This is a genomic window from Sphingomonas sediminicola, assembly GCF_014489515.1.
Taxonomy (GTDB): Bacteria; Pseudomonadota; Alphaproteobacteria; order Sphingomonadales; family Sphingomonadaceae; genus Sphingomicrobium; species Sphingomicrobium sediminicola.
This window is the reverse complement of sequence record NZ_CP060782.1, coordinates 661,566-677,671: the sequence shown is the minus strand read 5'-3', so window position 1 is coordinate 677,671 and position 16,106 is coordinate 661,566. Positions and strand designations below refer to the sequence as shown.

Below are 16,106 nucleotides of genomic sequence, written 5' to 3'. Positions count from 1 at the left end.
TACGTCATCAATCATTGGCATTGCAATAACTCGTTTGTTCAATTGTAACTTCTGAGCGACCTGCTGTCGCATGATCCAGTTCATCACCCGCATCGATTGGCTGACGGTCGCATCGCGAGTCAGCTTTGCCGCTCTGATCCTGGGCTCATTCGCCTTCGCCGGCGTGGCTGCGGCGGGCCAGGCCGTCGACATCCTTGCACTCTCGATGTCTGCGCTGACGCTGTTCATCAGCACGGTGGTTCTGCAGTTCTCAGAGCGACACATGAGAGCTGACGCCCATCAATCCCGCTACGCGCTTCTCGTGGCATGCTTCGTAGCAACGTTGCTTGTGCTCGCCTGGGCACCGAACATCATCGCGTTCGCATTAGCCTGGTTGGTCAGCGGTGCCGTTCTCGCCAATCTCGTGGGGCATGTCGCGGGCTGCAGTGAAGCGATGCAGGCGCGTCGTAGATGTAATGTTGCATTCGCTGTTTCGAACGTCGCGCTCCTTGGGGCACTCGCGCTGCTTTACTGGAATTCCGGTTCGCTTGAGCTGGGCGTGGCTGCAGCAGCGGCGGGGGCAACCCGCAAATCGCCATAACCGCGAGCCTGCTGATCCTGATTGCCGCCATGGCGCGCTCGGCTCTGCCCCCGTTCTCCGGATGGCTGCTTGGTTCGATGTCGGCTCCAACGCCGGTTTCCGCACTCATGCACGGCGGGTTCGTCAACGCTGGCGGCTTCCTGCTTATTCGCTTTGGTGACGTGCTTCAGGCGACGCCGATCGCTCAGTTCGCCGCAATCGCAGCCGGACTGCTCGCGGCCATTTACGGGACGGGCATCATGCTCGTCCGAGCCGACGTGAAGGGAGTGCTTGCCGGATCGACCGTCGCGCAAATGGGCTTCCTGGTGCTCTCTTGCGGCCTCGGCGCATACGGCGCGGCGCTCTGGCACATTATCGGCCACGCTTTGTTCAAATCGTGGCTCTTCCTCAACGCGGGTTCCACGATCGGCCTGCCTGTGCGGCGCGACCGCGCTGAGTTCAGTGCCAGAACCGCAGTGCTCGTGCTGCTCGGCGCCTCGGCCGCCGCTACGGTGATGTATCTCGTTACCCCGCTCGAGCAGGTCAGCCTCGTGGGCATGTTCCTTGCACTGATGACGCTCGCCGTGGCGATTTTAGCCGCCGGCAAAACGCGATGGGTGGCGATCGCCTTGGTGGTCCCTCTGCTCGGAATGAGCCTGCTGGTAGCGGAGACACTTGATAGCCGCCTGGAGGGGCCTGCATCGCACCAGATGCCCATCGCCGTTCCGATCGCCATCGCGGCGGTCATCGCGATCGGCTGGATTGTCCAGCAACGCTTCGCCGCCCGTGGCCTTCCCCGACCTCTCTACCTCGTCCTGCTGAACGCGGGCGTGCTTCACGCCCGGTAAAACGGAGACCCTATCATGAACAAACCGATCCCCGCAGGCAATTTCCAGCATTTAGCTGCCGCGCCCGATGTCGCCAGGCTGGTCGAAGAAGCTGGGCGGATCGTCCCGCCACTATGGCCGCTTCAATCCGCAATTGCGGTCAATCCTCTGTGCTCGTTTGAGGATCGCCCCTTTGCTGAGGCCGTGAAGGATGCGGCGCGGACGTTCAATGCGCGAGCGACGCTACCGCTCAACTCTTGGCGTCAACTGGTCGAGAACGGGCGGATCGACCGCTCCGCGCTACGTGATGTTGCCATCACGCGGCTCGGCGGACTCGAACAAGCGTTCGCCCTGATCGGTCCCAATGTCTCGAAACTTGACCTGCTATTGGCTCGGCTGCTGGACATCGAGCCGCGCTCGCAATTTGAGGACGAGGACCGCTTCGCTCCCGCCGACGCGCTGATCGCCAAATGGTGCGGCGCCTTCTTCTCCCAGACCTCAGGTTCTCTGATGCCCGGCCGTCGCGCGGGTCTCTATCGAGCCGTTATCCCGCTTCTGTCAGCCGATAGGCGCCTTGCGGAGATCGTCACCGACGCATCTCCCCGGGTGAGTTTGCTGAAGACCCCTCCGCGAGATTGAAGCCGGTCTGCGCGAACTCGGCATCCCCTTTCATCAATGGGGCGCCGTGCTGAAGAAACTGGTCGCACGCCTCCCTGGCTGGGCTGGCCACATTCGTTGGCGGAATGAGTACGCGGGTCGAGACCTGGTCGAGGATGCGCCTGCTTCCGCGGCGGATCTACTTGCCTTGTGGACTTTCGTTCTGCGCAGCGCACCCGATCGCTGGACTTGGCGGGCGGACGAGCTTCATGTCGATGCAACCGAGGAACTCTTGGGCCATTTCGACATCGGCGCGGACCAGCGGAGCCTGCATGCGGAAGGCCGCTGCGCACTGCGGGAAATTGGATCTCTCCATGAGGACGACTTGGGTCTCATGTTCATGGAGGCGGCAGAGCGCACGTTTCGAGGCTCTATCGTCCAGCGTATCCGCGGCAGCGCCAGCACTTCGCCTGCCGATGGCCGGCCGACGGCGCAGCTCGTCTTTTGTATCGACGTTCGTTCGGAACCTTTCCGTCGTGCCATCGAAAGCCAGGGCACCTACGAGACGCTGGGCTACGCCGGGTTTTTCGGTCTTCCAATATCGCTGACGTCTGCCGATGGGGCCTCCAGCCGGAATCTGCTCCCAGTCCTCCTCAGGCCCGCGCACGCGGTCGTCAAAGGGCCTGCAGTTGGGCAGGAAACCAGAGCCCGGAAATCATGGGCGAAAAAGCTCAGACGATCCTCTGCACAGCGCATCTTCGACGCGATCAAGAATGGGATCGGAACATCCTTCGCCGCTGCCGAGGCGACCGGGCCGCTTGCAGCCGCGCGGATGGTCGAAAGCTGCGTCGGTCCCTCCCTGAAATCGCTGAGCGGGCGTGATGAGAGTTGCTTCGCGCCAGACCGAAGCAGGATCCCTCTTTCCGACCAGGTCGACTATGCTCGGTCGCTCTTCTCGATGACTGGCCTCGGAACAAACCTGGCTCGGCTTGTCGTCTTGGTCGGTCACGGAAGTCACGCCGTGAACAACCCGTTTGCGAGCGCCCTGGACTGCGGGGCCTGCGGCGGACATCGGGGCGGCGAAAACGCACGGCTGCTAGCGGCAATCTTGAACGATGCGGACGTCCGCAAAGCTTTGGCGGAAGACTCCGTCGAAATCCCGGCTGACACCGTATTCGTTGGAGCCGAGCACGACACGACGCGCGACTTCGTGAGAGTCTTCGATACGCAGCTCATTCCCGCGACCCACGAGCAGGATCTGGCCAACCTCAAGGCAGACCTTTCAACCGCCGGCGACCGGTGCCGGGAAGAACGCGGCCAAAGGCTTGGTCGCTCCGCTCGCGACCTGCTCGTCGGATCCCAGCATTGGGGCGAGGTCCGTCCCGAGTGGGGCCTGGCAGGCAATGCCGCGTTCATCGTCGGGCCGAGAGAACTGACCAAAGACGCAAATCTTGAGGGACGGGTGTTCCTGCACAGCTACAACTGGGCGAGCGACCCCACTGGAGCTGCACTCGAGGTCATCCTCACCGCGCCAATGATCGTGGCTCAATGGATCAATTGCCAATATCTTTTCTCCACCGTCGACAATAGCCGGTTCGGGGCAGGCGATAAGATCACCCACAACGTCCTAGGTGGGATTGGCGTCGTGCAGGGCAATGGCGGCGATCTTCGGGTTGGGCTGCCGCGGCAATCGCTCTACGATGATCAGGGCGTACCTTATCATGTCCCGCAGAGGCTGCTGACCATCGTCGAGGCGCCGCTCGACCGGTTGGAGGAGATCATCGATCGCAACGCCATCCTCCAGCGCCTGTTCGGCAATGGTTGGGTGCAGCTCATCGCAGTCGAACCGAACACAGGGCGATTTCGCTGCTGGCGCACAGTCAAAGAGTTCGCGAAACCGGGCCTGAAAATCGAGGAACAGGAAGGCGAAACCCTCGGTGCGCGACTAGTCGACGCGTGAACGCGCTAAGCCATCTCAATCGGCTCGAGGCAGAGTCCATTTACATCTTTCGTGAAGTGGTCGCCGAGGCGCAACGACCCGTTCTGCTCTACTCGGTTGGCAAGGATAGCTCGGTACTGCTCCAGCTCGCGCTGAAAGCATTCTACCCGGCACGTCCGCCGTTTCCATTCTTGCACATCGCATCGGGTTGGGACTTCCGCGACCTGCTCGCGCACCGCGACCGGATGGCGGCCGCGCATGGGCTGGAACTGCTCGTAGAGTCGAGCAACGAGGCTGCTGAGCGGGGAATCAACCCGTTCGATACGCCGACATCCATCTATGTCGACAACATGCTTACCCAGCCGCTGAAACGCGCGATCGACCGGTACGGCTTCGACGCGGCGTTCGGCGGAGCTCGCAGAGACGAGGAGAAGGCCCGAGCCAAGGAGCGCATTTTCTCACTCCGCACAGCCACACATCGCTGGGATCCGAAACGCCAGAGGCCCGAGATCTGGAACGTTCTTAATGCCAGGAAGGCGAGAGGCGAATCGATCCGCGTTTATCCATTGTCCAATTGGACCGAACTTGACGTCTGGCTCTACATCCACAGGGAGAGAATCCCGATCGTACCGCTTTACTTCAGCCAGGAGCGCCGGACCGTCGAGCGTGGAGGGAGCATTATCCTGGCCGACGACAATCGCATGCGTCTCGAGCCTGGCGAAACGCCGCGTGCTCGCAAGATTCGGTTTAGGACGCTCGGTTGCTATCCTCTGACCGCGGCGATCGAAAGTCCGGCTATGACCGTGGAACAGATCATTGCGGAGACCTTGATCGACAGAACCTCTGAGCGTGCCGGCCGCCTGATCGACCACGAGGAGGCGGCAGCAATGGAGCGGAAGAAAGCGGAAGGCTACTTCTAATCGATGGCTACTTGTGAGCTTCAGCCAGCTCGATGGGAATGAGTACTTCGTTGCGCCTTAGAGGCCCGGGATGAAGGGCGAATTATAGAAGGCGTACTCGGCGGGCGCGCTTGCGCGAAGGGCGCGCGATGACATCCACTTTCTCAAGGTAGATTCCATCTGGGCGACCGCATTATCGTCGGCACGGCCGCTGAAGCGGATGACCGCCACTCTGCGGGACGGTAACTCGCTGATTGTCACGCCTTCTGGCGGCTGTGGCAGCGTTTCACGGTGGTGACTTGCGGGCATGATGAACCGCGTCCGCCAACCGTCTTGGCCTGCTTCATCCTGCATGACAGGAGCGGTCATTGGAATCTTTTCACGATCCTGTACCACCGGCGCAGTCATCGGGATTTTGTCGCCGCCCCGCGACTTCGCGAAGATATAAGCGGCGAGCTTCTGAAAACCGTTTTTGAGGGCGCCATTTCGGGAGCCGCGCGACACCGTCTCCGCAACCAGGAGTTTCGGATAATCCCGGATTTCAAAGCGCCCATCCTTCAGGATGAGTTGAAAGCTCGGCTGCTCCGTGTTCCGCTCATACAGATAGTAGCCAATTCCGCCAGCGAGTGCGGCCGCCGCAGTCCCTGTTATGACCTTACTGAGAGGATTCACTGTCAAGTTCCACTTTGCTGGCGAGATCGAGATGGGTGCGACATTGCAGCCGTGCAATACTTATAAAGGTGGAGAAGGCTTCGTGGAGCCTGCGTTCCGTCCCCAAAAACAGTACGGTGTCTAAAGTCTGCCTTCGACCCATTGCGGACATTAGCGAAGATCCCTTTCAATCCATTGCGACCACAAACGCTTCTGTTACGCTGCCGCAACGCTTGAGGGCCCGAGCGCATGCGCATTCGTCTTCCACGTCCGTTGAAAGGCTGGCGCGTTTTCGCGGGTGAGGTTGGCGTTATCGTGCTTGGCGTCTTGCTGGCGCTGGGCGCGCAGCAGCTTGCCGAGAATTTGCAAATGCGTGCCGAAGTCCGCGAGTTCAGGCGGACCATCGATCACGAGATCGGCCTGAACCTGTTCGTCTACGACGTTCGAAGCCGGGGAAGCGCCTGCAATATGCGGCGTATCAAGGAACTGCTGAACTGGGTTCGAAAGGCGCAGGACGGTCAAGAATTGCCGCAAATCAGCGTCTACGGAGCCCCAACCATGGCGCCCTATCGCAGCGCCTGGGACTCTCGGGATGGAACCATCTTCGCCTATGTGCCGGCGAAGGCCCGCCAGAAATATGCCGAGTTCTACGACGAGCTCGACGGCAATTCAAAGCGCCTAGAGGAGGAGGGCGAGGCATGGCTCGCTATCAAGGGCTACGAACTCGCCGGGCCGGTGTCGATTGACGACCGACGGGCGATCTACCGCAATCTGGCGATGGCATATTCGGTAGATCGAACCTGGGCAGGGAACATGCCTGTTTCGAAGAAGATCGCCGACGAACTGGGAATCAGCCCAGTCCAACCCGACAATCTGACAAAGGAATTCCTCGCCGAGATCGATCTGTGCGAGTCCATCTTTGTTCCGAAAAGGGCGATCGATTCCGGCAGCGGTGCCGCCAAGAGCTGAAGCTTCCGAATGTCTGTTTTCGACCCAAAGTTGCCATTAGGCGAGCGTCCGCTGTCACCTCCGAGCTGACTTCAGGAGCGGCTATTTTTGCAAGCGAGCGCTGGTATCTAATCCCACGACTTTGGACGAGCATTCGCGCAGCTTCTCGACCGCCTCTGATGCGTTAAGATAGCGGGCCATCATCACGGTTGGCCCCAGCCATAACGCCAGCATCTCGCTGGAACCGAGATCGCGAAGAAAGCGGTCGCTGTCTGCAGAGCCCTTAAAGACATGGCTATATCTGTATTCATCGCCGACCTTTTCGATTTGAAATGGCTGGCTTCCCCACGTCTCGTTCAGCGACGATCCTTTCCGGCTAAAAGAGAGGTCGAAGTCGAGCGAGTCACTGAGGGGCGGAAGCTTTGGTTTGCGGGTGCCCCATCCGAGCACGGCGCCTTTCTTTTGCGCATCGTAGAAGACGACGAGTGTTTGCTGGTCACCGTTGTCTTTGAGTAGATAAGAGCGCTGCATCACGCATGCTCCGTGGTTTCCCGCTGTAATTTCCCACTCACCGACGGTCGCATAAGTTTCGCTGACTGGTTCCGCCCGCGCGGCACCGGCGCTTAGCAGCGCACACACGCCGAGTATCCGACCATTCATCTCACAAACCCCTGAGTACGCGTGAAGGTGGAGGGGCTCTAGGCGCGCAAGGGTTAAGGATCAGCGCACAGTTCAACCGTCTGTTTTCCACCCAAAGCAGTTTATGACTGAAAGGGCATTCGTGGAAATGCTCTGTTGCCGCTCGCGCGATCTCCGAAATGACTTTTGCCGACTCCTCCGATGACGCTGTTGCATCTGCCACGAGCACCGTGATCGGAATCGTCCGCCCAAGAGGGGCGATGATACCAACATCGTTCGTGGCGACGTTCAGCCCTTACGAGATCCAGGGGTGGTCAGTTGCGAGACTTCACCCCAATCTTCCCAGAAGGAAGAGCGGCCTGCCGAAGTAGCAGGCCGCCCTAACCGCCATTAAAGCCGCGGGTGCAGGACCAACAGATCAGCCCTTTTGCTTAGCCGGTTCGGTTGGCCGTGCAGCTTTGCGGTGCTTCATATGCGAGCCCTGCCTGCACTTTGCCTCGGCACGGTTCCGCGTCGAGCCCGCCTCGTACTTCGAGCGCGCATTCTTAAGGCACTGAGACTCGGCCCGGCCCATCTTGGCCGACGGCGTCTTGCTGGTTGAGGCGGCTTTCTCATGTGAAGCGGTTGCGGGCTGTCCCGCCCAGGCTGCGGCAGCAGGACTCGCGAGCAAGGCCAGCGCCGCTGCAGGAATTAGAAGCTGTCTCATTTCGAAAACTCCTTGTTGGACCAATCGCCGGTGCAGCCTATGCGCTTTTCATTCTGGCGCGGCGCTGGAACGCGGATGAAAACGGGTTCATTTTCGCCGCAACTTGCAGCCCTCAGTCGCCAATCAGCCGCGCGGTGTCGAGGAGCGATAGCCATCCGCGCCACCCGCCGAGCGTTCCGACGTACCGGCCTTCCCACTGCGGCCGGAATTTCTGCTTGAACTCACGAAGGCCCTTGAAGCTGTAGAGGCGCTGCCCGTGCCGATAGACCGTAGAGCCCAGCCGCGCCCAGCGAGGCGCCAAGGGCCGATTAGCCAAGCCCGCGAGAGGCGCCACTCCCAAGCTGAATCTCTCGAAACCCTGCTCGGCCGCCAGCATGATGCACTTGGCGATCAGGAACTCCATCGTTCCCGCGGGCGCATCATGACGGCGGCGCATTAGGTCGATCGAAGCTTCCCGATGGTTGGGCAAAGTCCACAGATTCGCGAAGGCAACCACGTTGTCGTCCTTGCGCACGACAGCACAGTCGAAGTGGCGAAGGTAATCCGTGTCGAACCTGCCCAAGCTGAAGGTCTTCTCATCAGTGTGCTTCTGACTGAGCCAGTCGTCCGACACGTCCTTGAGAACAGGAAACCAATGATCGAGCTCGGCTGCCGGGAGGACTGCGAACTCGAGACCTTCCCGTTCGGCCCTGTGAATCGAGGAGCGAACGGAGCGCGAGAAACGGGGAGCGCACCGCGTGTCGATCAGAGCTTCCTCGCCATACTTGATGGGGACCAAGCCAAGATCAACGATGATCGGAAGCATGCGGTCGGAGATCTCGTAGAAACACACGAGGCCCGCTTCACGGTCGGCGCTCTCCCTCAGCCGCCAGGCCAGGTCCGCCCACCTCTCCTTAGGGCCGACTGGGTCACCCATGACGACCCAAGTGCGCCGTTGCACCCGGTACATCAGAAATGCGTCCTGCTCCGGAGCAACCAGGAACTGCTTGTCCCCAGTGAGAGCGAGCATGCCATCGGTGCGCTCCGCCCCGGATAATGAGCGTTCGAGCACTTTGTCCGGAAGCAACGGTCCGGACCCGCCGGGTGCGGGTATCGTAAGAAGCTGCCGCAAGCCGACAGCGCCGAGCAGGATTGTTGCGGCAAGCAGGCCTCTCAAAGACCGCGATGCTTCGTGACCGAATTCAAATGACCACCAGGTGAGTCCAGCCACACCACGCAATTGCGTGGCGAATAAAGTCACTCCCACAATGGCGACGGCGGAGAGCACCACCCCCCACCATAGTGCTCCGAGCGGGGCAGTGCCGATACCTGCGCTCCGGTAAAAGCTACCAGCGTTCATCTGCAGGAAGGCTGCAACGATGACGAGGACGATGCCCTCCTCATAGTCGATGCCCTTGGTGAAGCAGAGGAGCGCGCCGGCGACCAAGAGGCCGGTCGCGAGTATCAGCGCACTTCGAAGGCGAGCGAACAATGCCGGGCCCAGCAGAAGCAGCACTGTGCCGAGCAGGCTGATTAGAAAGTGCGACGTCTCCACGAGCAAAGGCGGGATGAAGCGCTCGACGAAGACGAGGCGATGGGGGACGGCAGGCGTGGCAGCAGATAGAAGCAGTACGATACCTGCGAAGGCGGTGAAAGCCGCTGCTAATGCCGGAATCGACGTGCGTCCGAGACGCGCTACGGCGGTGGCTGAAGCCTGCGTGGTCGGAGCAATGCGCGGGACCCATCGGGCACCCTGAATGATCAGAGCGACCGTGAGCGGCAGAAGGTAGTAAATGAGGCGGTAGAGCAGAACCGCCGCGAACAACTTCGCCTGTTGCCCCCCCGCCAGCAAAAGGAAGGATGCTTCGAAAACACCCATGCCGCCTGGAACATGGGACGCGACGCCGGCGACGATCGCGAGAGCATAGGCCAGAGCCAGCTGTTGCAGGTCCGCGCTGTCACCAGCGACGAGGATGAACAAGGCACCCGCAGCGAAGAGTACGTCAACAATAGCGACAGTTTGAAGTGCGATCAGTGCCGCGTGGTCAATTTCGCCAGTGCCGAGGAGACACCGCCGCACGCGCTTCACACCGAATGCCAGGCACCATGTCGCGACCAGCACGAACAGCATGGCCAGGGCAACCGTCTGGAGTCTGACGTCCAAGGGCGCCGGTAAAGGGGCTCTGTGCCCCGGTGGCCCCGTTAATAGAACCAGGCTGCAGAGTAGCAAAAGCGCCGTCCAGAAAGCTCCGGAGCAGAGCAGAACAACGCGTGTGATCTCGCTCGGGGTGAGCCCGAAGCGGCTGTAGTGCGCGTAGCGGGCAGAGCCTCCGGTAATCAGCGCGAGTCCCAGATTGTTGCTAATGGCATAGCTGGAGAAGGCGGCGAAGCGCGTCTGCCGCCAACTTAGATTGCGCTTGAGAAGCCTGAAGGCGAAAGCGTCATAAAAGCTCAGCGTCACGTAGCTGGCGCAGGTGAGCATCAACGCCGCGGCCACGCGCCACGGCCCAATTGCGCCTATTGCGTGGCGGAGCTCAGCCGGGTGCAGGTCCCGCGCCATGTGATCGATCACTTCGAACGCGAGAAGCGCGATCACCGAAGCAAGTATCAAGGCGCCGACCTGCAACGTCAGTCGTGGGGGCGCGAGCTTCGGTGCGGCGCTGCTCAAGGCACAGGTCTCACTGCGGCGCTTCCAAGCCCCTCCTCCAGTGCCGTCGCGAGCCGGCTCATATCATGATGCAGTGCATGCCCACCGGGAAGCGTGATGACCCGGACGTTAGGAGCGGGCCGGGCGGGACAGGCGCTATCCGTTTCTTGCTCACCCTTGATGCAGGTAATCGGAACCCATCTAACGGACCACAGCGGATCGAGCTCGGCGTCGGGTGGTCCTCGGTATGAAATTCCCGTGGGGTCGGCTCTCAGGTAGATGGGCTGACTTGGCACGATCAGTGCGACGGCCGTAAGTGAGTTCCGAACGTCCGGTGCGAGTTGCGGCACGGCAACTCCGACCGCGTCCGCCCCGAAACTGTGACCGACCAGCAGAATGCGGTCAGCGCCGTACCTCCGTTTGGCGGCACGAACCGCATCGTTCACGATCTGAGCAGTTTCTGAGACGCTTTGCCGTTCCCTGAATTCCGCCAGGGAAGAGACGCCATATACCGGGAGCCCGAAGCTCTCGAACACTCCGGCGACACTTCTTCCTTCGCCCAGGAAACCGGCGTCGCCGGAAAAAAAGACTGCAGCCTCTCGCTCGCGCCTCTGCGTGACGCGGTCCTCGAAACCGATGTGATGCGTATTGAAGAGAACGAGCAACAAACCTGCGCTGCAGAGCACAATCAGCAACGCAGCCAATCCTGCGGCTCGGAAGCGTTCTCGACGCACAGCTGCCTCATCGTTCGATGATGGCACCACAATTCGCATGGAAGGCGATGAGCGGCGCATAGCTCAGTATGTATATCACGTCGGTCCTCGAGTATTGCGTGGAGTTCCTCGCCTCCTCTGAAGGGCCTCCTCGCTGGCAGTGTCCGCTTTCCACCCAGCGTTGCCATAAGCGTAGCGTCAACTTTCAACTCATTCCGGACATTGGCGACTTAGGCCTGCTTTCGCTCTGAACGACGTGATTGGCTAAGACTCACCCGGCAGTGATCCTGCAAGCCATTAAAAAAGCGCGATTCTGACCAACTGGATCGTTGTTGCCGTGAAACCTTGGAGGATTAATCAGTGACACACGATACCCAATCAGCACCTGAGGTGAGCCAGGCCGTTCCGGCTCACGTCGAGGATACGATCCAAGCGGTTGCTCGCTTCCACGCCACGCATGAGGCGGATGCTACGCGCCTACAGCGTCTGATCGAGCAACTCACCCGGCGTGCCGGGCAGCCGGCGTTCTTGGCACTGCTGACACTGTTGGTCCTCGGGTGGATTGGGATCAATCTTGGGTTGATTGACGCTGGGCGAAGGCCGCTAGATGAACCTCCGTTCTTCTGGCTGCAGGGCGCCGTGACGCTCACGGCTTTATATATGACGGTCCTCATCCTCACGACCCAGCGCCGAGAGGACAAGTTGGCCGGACTACGCGACCAACTCACCTTGGAGCTTTCGATCCTCAGCGAGCAAAAATCCGCGAAGATTATTGGACTTTTAGAAGAGCTGCGCCGCGATGACCCGAGCATGCCCAACCGATCGGATCAGCATGCTGACGCTCTCTCTGCACCTGCCGACCCGGATGCGGTGCTGGAAGCCCTCAAAGACACACAGGAGCCAGTGTCCTGAGGTCGTCCGCCCACCCATTCAGGACCCTTAGCGTCTTTTAGGTCTGCTTCCGACCCATTGCGGACATTAGCTGTGCTGGGTTTGCTCCCGTCTGTTTGCGGGCACTTGTCTGCATCTTGCGCACATGAGCAGTCACGCTCCCAAGATGGTCACGCCAGCCAGGCAGTGGTACTGCACAGTATCCGGCCGGAGGTAGCGCATGTTCACAAGAAGTCTGGTGATCAGCGCCGTGGCGGGATGGAGCGCCTTTGCCTGCGCTCCTGCCGCGTCCGCTAGGGCCTCGACACAGCCGAGTAGCTTTCGCGATTGCTCTGGCTGCCCCGAGATGGTGGTTATTCCAGGTGGCAAGTTCATGATGGGCTCTGCGGCTTCGGACCCGGCCGCCGACGCTCTCGAACAGCCGCGTCACGCGGTAAGGGTGCGCAGCTTCGCCGCAGGCAAGTTCCACGTGACTCGTTCCGAATGGGCTGCGTTCGTACGGGCTACACGGCGCGCGACGCCGCTCGGGTGCCAGTGGACGGGCAAAGAGGGCCCAGACGGCGAGAAGAAAGCCTCTTGGAATGACGTCGGGTTCTCGCAGACCGATCGAGATCCCGTAGTTTGCGTCAGCTGGCAGGATGCCAAGGATTATGCACGCTGGATAAGCCGCAGATCGGGCAAGCGTTACCGACTGCTCTCCGAAGCCGAGTGGGAATATGCCTCCCGCGCAGGGATCACTACTTCCTATCCCTGGAAGGCCGGTGCTAGCCATGAATTTGCCAACCACGGTACTGAGGAATGTTGCGGCGGTCTGGCGAGCGGAAGGGACAAGTGGGTCAATACCTCGCCCGTCGGTGCCTTTCCCGCTAACGCCTTCGGGCTCCACGACATGCATGGGAACGTCATGCAATGGGTCGAGGATTGCTTCGCTCCCAATTACGCGCAAACGCCAATAGATGGCTCGGCTTACGTCAACTCGGAGCACATTGAGGCCACGGGGATTTGGCGGATCTCAACGGCAAGCTGACCTGTGCTCACAGGGTTTTGAGGGGAGGCGATTGGGCGCAGCAGGTCCGCTGGATCCGTTCAGCCGCACGAAGCTTTGCTCCGCCGCCAGGACCAGGGCCCGCCCTGAATGCCTACCGTAGCGGCGGGGTCGGGTTCCGTCTTGCACGAGACGTTCGCTAATAGTGCCTCAATGTCCGCTTTTCACCCAAAGCGGACATTAGGAATTTACCGAACCAGTCGGATCACGCCTTTTTGTCCGCCGTGAAATAGCCGATCCCGCCGCCGACGATGGCGCCGAGAATCGGGCCGATGAATGGAAGCGGGATGGCCACGACTGCGCCGATGGCCGCTGCAATCGCCGTCCGTTTCGCTACCGGGTTCTCGAGCATCGAATTGCTCCTTTCAAAGTGTATTATAGTGATAACACACTGGGGAGTCCATAAGCTCGGTCAGACGGCGTCGCTATTTCTTCTTTGCGCCGCCCTTCTTCGGCTCGTCAGCCTCCACGCCGATTGCGTCGATGCTTCGCCGCGCGACATCAAGCGCAAGCTGCCAGAGCGCTCCGCCATCCACCCCGGTCTTTGCGGCTTTCTTGAGGTCGTCGGCGGCCTCGACGGCGAGGGCCTGGGCCCTCTTCGGATTCCGAAGCGCGGCGGCTGCTGCGACCAGAGTCGCGGCAACAATTTCCGCAGCCATGGGGTTCTGGGCGATCTTCTTCGCGCCCTTCAGGACCTTCGCGACCTTCGCCTTGCCGTCGGCCTTTTTCTTTTTCGACTTCGACTTCTTCTTGTCGTCCTTGTCCTTGGCCACGGTTGCTTCTCCTTCTGACGCACGCCTATTTTCACACCGTCGTCACACGTTTGTAATGTCACTCTGTTTCAGTTCAGCGACATCCACCGCCCGGCCTGTTAATACCAACATATGCCGGCAGTTAAACGCGAGAGGCGAATGGCTTCCACGGCGCCGACGGAAATGCCCGTTGCTGCGGCAGAACCTGCAATGTCGGAACCGGTCTATTTCAACCGGGAACTGAGCTGGCTGGCGTTCAACCGCCGGGTCCTCGAGGAATCGTGCAACGCCAACTATCCGTTGCTGGAGCGACTGCGCTTCCTGTCGATCTCGGCGAGCAACCTCGACGAATTCTTCATGGTCCGTGTCGCGGGCCTCAAGGCGCACCAGGCTCTCGGGGTCGAAGAACATTCCGCCGACGGGCTGACGCCGGGCCAGCAGCTGGCCGCGATCGAGAAAGAGGCCGACCGGCTGCTCGACGACCAGGAAGAGGTATGGCGCACCCTCCAGGCGGCACTCGCGAGGTCGAAGGTCGTCGTGATCGGCGACGAACCGCTCGACAAGAAGGCAGAGGACTGGCTCGATCAGCATTTCCGCGAGCAGATCTTCCCGTTGCTGACGCCGCAGGCGATCGACCCTGCGCACCCCTTCCCGTTCATCCCGAACAAGGGCTTTTCGCTGATCTTCGAGCTGAAGCGGGGGAAAGCGCATATGCGCGAGCTGCTGATGCTTCCGGTCGCGGTCCCCCGCTTCATCCGCATCCCCGGCCACGAAGCGCGCTACATCGCGCTGGAGACGCTGATCCGGCGGAAGACCGAATATCTGTTCCCGAAGTATGAGCTGCTTCGCGGCGGCGCGTTCCGGGTCATCCGCGACAGCGACATCGAGGTCGAGGAAGAGGCGGAAGACTTGGTTCGATATTTCCGCACCGCCATCAAGCGCCGCCGTCGCGGCCGCGTCGTCCGGCTGGAGATCGAGCCGGACATGCCGGACGGGCTGGTGCGCTTCGTCAAGGAAGGTCTCGATGCAGGAACCGCGATCATCTCCGAGACGCGCGGCTTCATCGGAATGACCGACCTCGCGGCGATCGTCGAAGAGGACCGCCCCGACCTCAAGTTCACGCCGTTCGATCCGCGCTTCCCCGAGCGCATCCGCGAGCATGGCGGCGACTGCTTCGCCGCGATCCGCGAGAAGGACATTCTCGTCCACCACCCCTACGAGAGCTTCGAGGTCGTGGTGGAGTTCGTTCGGCAGGCGGCCGCAGACCCGGACGTCGTCGCGATCAAGCAGACGCTCTACCGGGCAGGCAAGCAGTCGGCGATCATCAAGGCGCTGATCGACGCTGCCGAATCCGGCAAGGCCGTCACCGCCGTCGTCGAGCTCAAGGCGCGGTTCGACGAAGAGCAGAACCTCATGTGGGCCAATGCGCTGGAACGCGCCGGGGTGCAGGTCGTCTACGGCTTCATCGACTGGAAGACCCACGCCAAGGTGTCGATGGTCGTGAGGCGCGAAACCAAGGGCTATCGCACCTACTGCCACTTCGGGACGGCAATTATCATCCGGTCACCGCTCGCATCTACACGGACGTCAGCTATTTCACGGCGGACCCCAAGCTTGGCCGCGATGCCGCCAAGCTGTTCAATTACATCACTGGTTATCTCGAGCCGAAGAACCTGCGTCAGCTCGTCATCTCGCCACAGGGAATGCGAGCTGAGCTGCTGAAGCTGATCGATGCCGAGATCGCCGCCGCCAGGGCCGGGAAACCGAACGGCATCTGGGCGAAGTTGAACGCCCTCGTCGACCCGATGCTCATCGACAAGCTTTACGACGCGAGCCGCGCCGGGTGAAGATCGACCTTGTCGTCCGCGGCATCTGCTGCCTTCGCCCGGGCGTTCCCGGAATGTCGGAAAACATCTTCGTGAAGTCGATCGTCGGGCGCTTTCTGGAACATGCGCGCATGTGGTGCTTTGCAAACGGGCACGAGCTGCCGCACCCGCAAGCGCGGGTCTACATCAGCTCGGCGGACTGGATGCCACGCAATTTGGACCGGCGGATCGAATATATGCTCCCCATCGAGAACCCGACCGTCCACGCCCAGCTGCTCGACCAGGTGATGGTCGCCAACCTCATCGACAATGAGCAGAGCTGGCGATGTCTGCCCGACGGATCCTACGAGCGCTTGCGGCCCAAGCCGAACGAGGCCTTCAACCTGCACGAATATTTCATGAGCAACCCGTCGCTGTCCGGCCGCGGGCAGGCGCTGAAGAAAGGCCGCAAGGTTCCGAAGCTGCGCTTCCAGCGGGGCCGGTAGCGG

Annotated in this window: 14 protein-coding genes and 1 pseudogene; 9 read left to right on the top strand and 6 right to left on the bottom strand. The window is 60.9% G+C overall.

The window, feature by feature from the left end; all coding sequences use genetic code 11:
* Nucleotides 1-70 precede the first annotated feature (70 nt).
* Genes H9L14_RS03715 through cysD form a run of 5 tightly spaced genes read left to right on the top strand, consistent with a single transcriptional unit; the run spans nucleotide 71 to nucleotide 4,842 of the window.
* Complete coding sequence (locus H9L14_RS03715) at nucleotides 71-580, top strand: hypothetical protein (protein ID WP_187709273.1); 510 nt, start codon at nucleotides 71-73, stop codon at nucleotides 578-580.
* 29 nt (nucleotides 581-609) lie between these two features.
* A complete protein-coding gene (locus tag H9L14_RS03710) occupies nucleotides 610-1,407 on the top strand; it encodes a proton-conducting transporter transmembrane domain-containing protein (RefSeq protein ID WP_187709272.1) in 798 nt (265 codons plus the stop codon).
* Nucleotides 1,408-1,422: 15 nt separating this feature from the next.
* Nucleotides 1,423-2,025 carry a putative inorganic carbon transporter subunit DabA gene (locus tag H9L14_RS16485; RefSeq protein ID WP_187709271.1) on the top strand — a complete coding sequence of 201 codons (603 nt, stop codon included), beginning with the start codon at nucleotides 1,423-1,425 and terminating at the stop codon, nucleotides 2,023-2,025.
* A 46-nt stretch (nucleotides 2,026-2,071) separates the two neighbouring features.
* Nucleotides 2,072-3,943 carry a putative inorganic carbon transporter subunit DabA gene (locus H9L14_RS03700; RefSeq protein ID WP_281389421.1) on the top strand — a complete coding sequence of 624 codons (1,872 nt, stop codon included), beginning with the start codon at nucleotides 2,072-2,074 and terminating at the stop codon, nucleotides 3,941-3,943.
* Nucleotides 3,940-4,842 (top strand): sulfate adenylyltransferase subunit CysD, encoded by a 903-nt coding sequence (gene cysD / locus H9L14_RS03695; protein WP_187709270.1) that lies wholly within the window; start codon nucleotides 3,940-3,942, stop codon nucleotides 4,840-4,842. The genes H9L14_RS03700 and cysD overlap by 4 nt, the downstream gene beginning before the upstream one ends.
* 57 nt (nucleotides 4,843-4,899) lie before the next feature.
* Here the strand turns inward: cysD and H9L14_RS03690 are convergent, their stop codons facing one another.
* Complete coding sequence (locus H9L14_RS03690) at nucleotides 4,900-5,493, bottom strand: SOUL family heme-binding protein (protein ID WP_187709269.1); 594 nt, start codon at nucleotides 5,491-5,493, stop codon at nucleotides 4,900-4,902.
* Nucleotides 5,494-5,721: 228 nt separating this feature from the next.
* Between H9L14_RS03690 and H9L14_RS03685 the strand changes: the two genes are divergently transcribed.
* Nucleotides 5,722-6,441 (top strand): hypothetical protein, encoded by a 720-nt coding sequence (locus H9L14_RS03685; RefSeq protein WP_187709268.1) that lies wholly within the window; start codon nucleotides 5,722-5,724, stop codon nucleotides 6,439-6,441.
* An 81-nt stretch (nucleotides 6,442-6,522) separates the two neighbouring features.
* On the opposite strand, the gene H9L14_RS03680 is transcribed toward H9L14_RS03685, so the two are convergent.
* The 3 genes from H9L14_RS03680 to H9L14_RS03670 all read right to left on the bottom strand — a co-directional run bounded on the left by H9L14_RS03680 (nucleotide 6,523) and on the right by H9L14_RS03670 (nucleotide 11,056).
* Entirely contained in the window at nucleotides 6,523-7,080 is a 558-nt protein-coding gene (locus H9L14_RS03680; protein ID WP_187709267.1) for a hypothetical protein, read from the bottom strand.
* A gap of 797 nt (nucleotides 7,081-7,877) precedes the next feature.
* Entirely contained in the window at nucleotides 7,878-10,412 is a 2,535-nt protein-coding gene (gene mprF / locus H9L14_RS03675; protein WP_187709266.1) for a bifunctional lysylphosphatidylglycerol flippase/synthetase MprF, read from the bottom strand.
* Entirely contained in the window at nucleotides 10,409-11,056 is a 648-nt protein-coding gene (locus H9L14_RS03670) for an AcvB/VirJ family lysyl-phosphatidylglycerol hydrolase (RefSeq protein ID WP_187709265.1), read from the bottom strand. Before H9L14_RS03670 ends, mprF begins: the two co-directional genes overlap by 4 nt.
* A gap of 408 nt (nucleotides 11,057-11,464) precedes the next feature.
* Here H9L14_RS03670 and H9L14_RS03665 point away from each other — a divergent pair, with 408 nt between their 5' ends.
* The gene (locus tag H9L14_RS03665) at nucleotides 11,465-12,016 is read left to right on the top strand and encodes a DUF1003 domain-containing protein (protein ID WP_187709264.1); all 552 of its coding nucleotides are present in this window, start codon (nucleotides 11,465-11,467) and stop codon (nucleotides 12,014-12,016) included.
* A gap of 325 nt (nucleotides 12,017-12,341) precedes the next feature.
* The gene (locus tag H9L14_RS03660) at nucleotides 12,342-13,022 is read left to right on the top strand and encodes a formylglycine-generating enzyme family protein (protein WP_187709263.1); all 681 of its coding nucleotides are present in this window, start codon (nucleotides 12,342-12,344) and stop codon (nucleotides 13,020-13,022) included.
* Nucleotides 13,023-13,245: 223 nt separating this feature from the next.
* On the opposite strand, the gene H9L14_RS03655 is transcribed toward H9L14_RS03660, so the two are convergent.
* Together H9L14_RS03655 and H9L14_RS03650 are read right to left on the bottom strand one after the other, a co-directional pair.
* Nucleotides 13,246-13,392: a hypothetical protein gene (locus H9L14_RS03655; RefSeq protein ID WP_187710022.1), complete on the bottom strand. Its 147-nt coding sequence runs from the start codon at nucleotides 13,390-13,392 to the stop codon at nucleotides 13,246-13,248.
* A 73-nt stretch (nucleotides 13,393-13,465) separates the two neighbouring features.
* The gene (locus H9L14_RS03650; protein ID WP_187709262.1) at nucleotides 13,466-13,813 is read right to left on the bottom strand and encodes a hypothetical protein; all 348 of its coding nucleotides are present in this window, start codon (nucleotides 13,811-13,813) and stop codon (nucleotides 13,466-13,468) included.
* Between the two features lie 162 nt (nucleotides 13,814-13,975).
* Here H9L14_RS03650 and H9L14_RS03645 point away from each other — a divergent pair.
* Nucleotides 13,976-16,103: pseudogene (locus H9L14_RS03645) on the top strand (RNA degradosome polyphosphate kinase).
* Nucleotides 16,104-16,106: the final 3 nt, after the last annotated feature.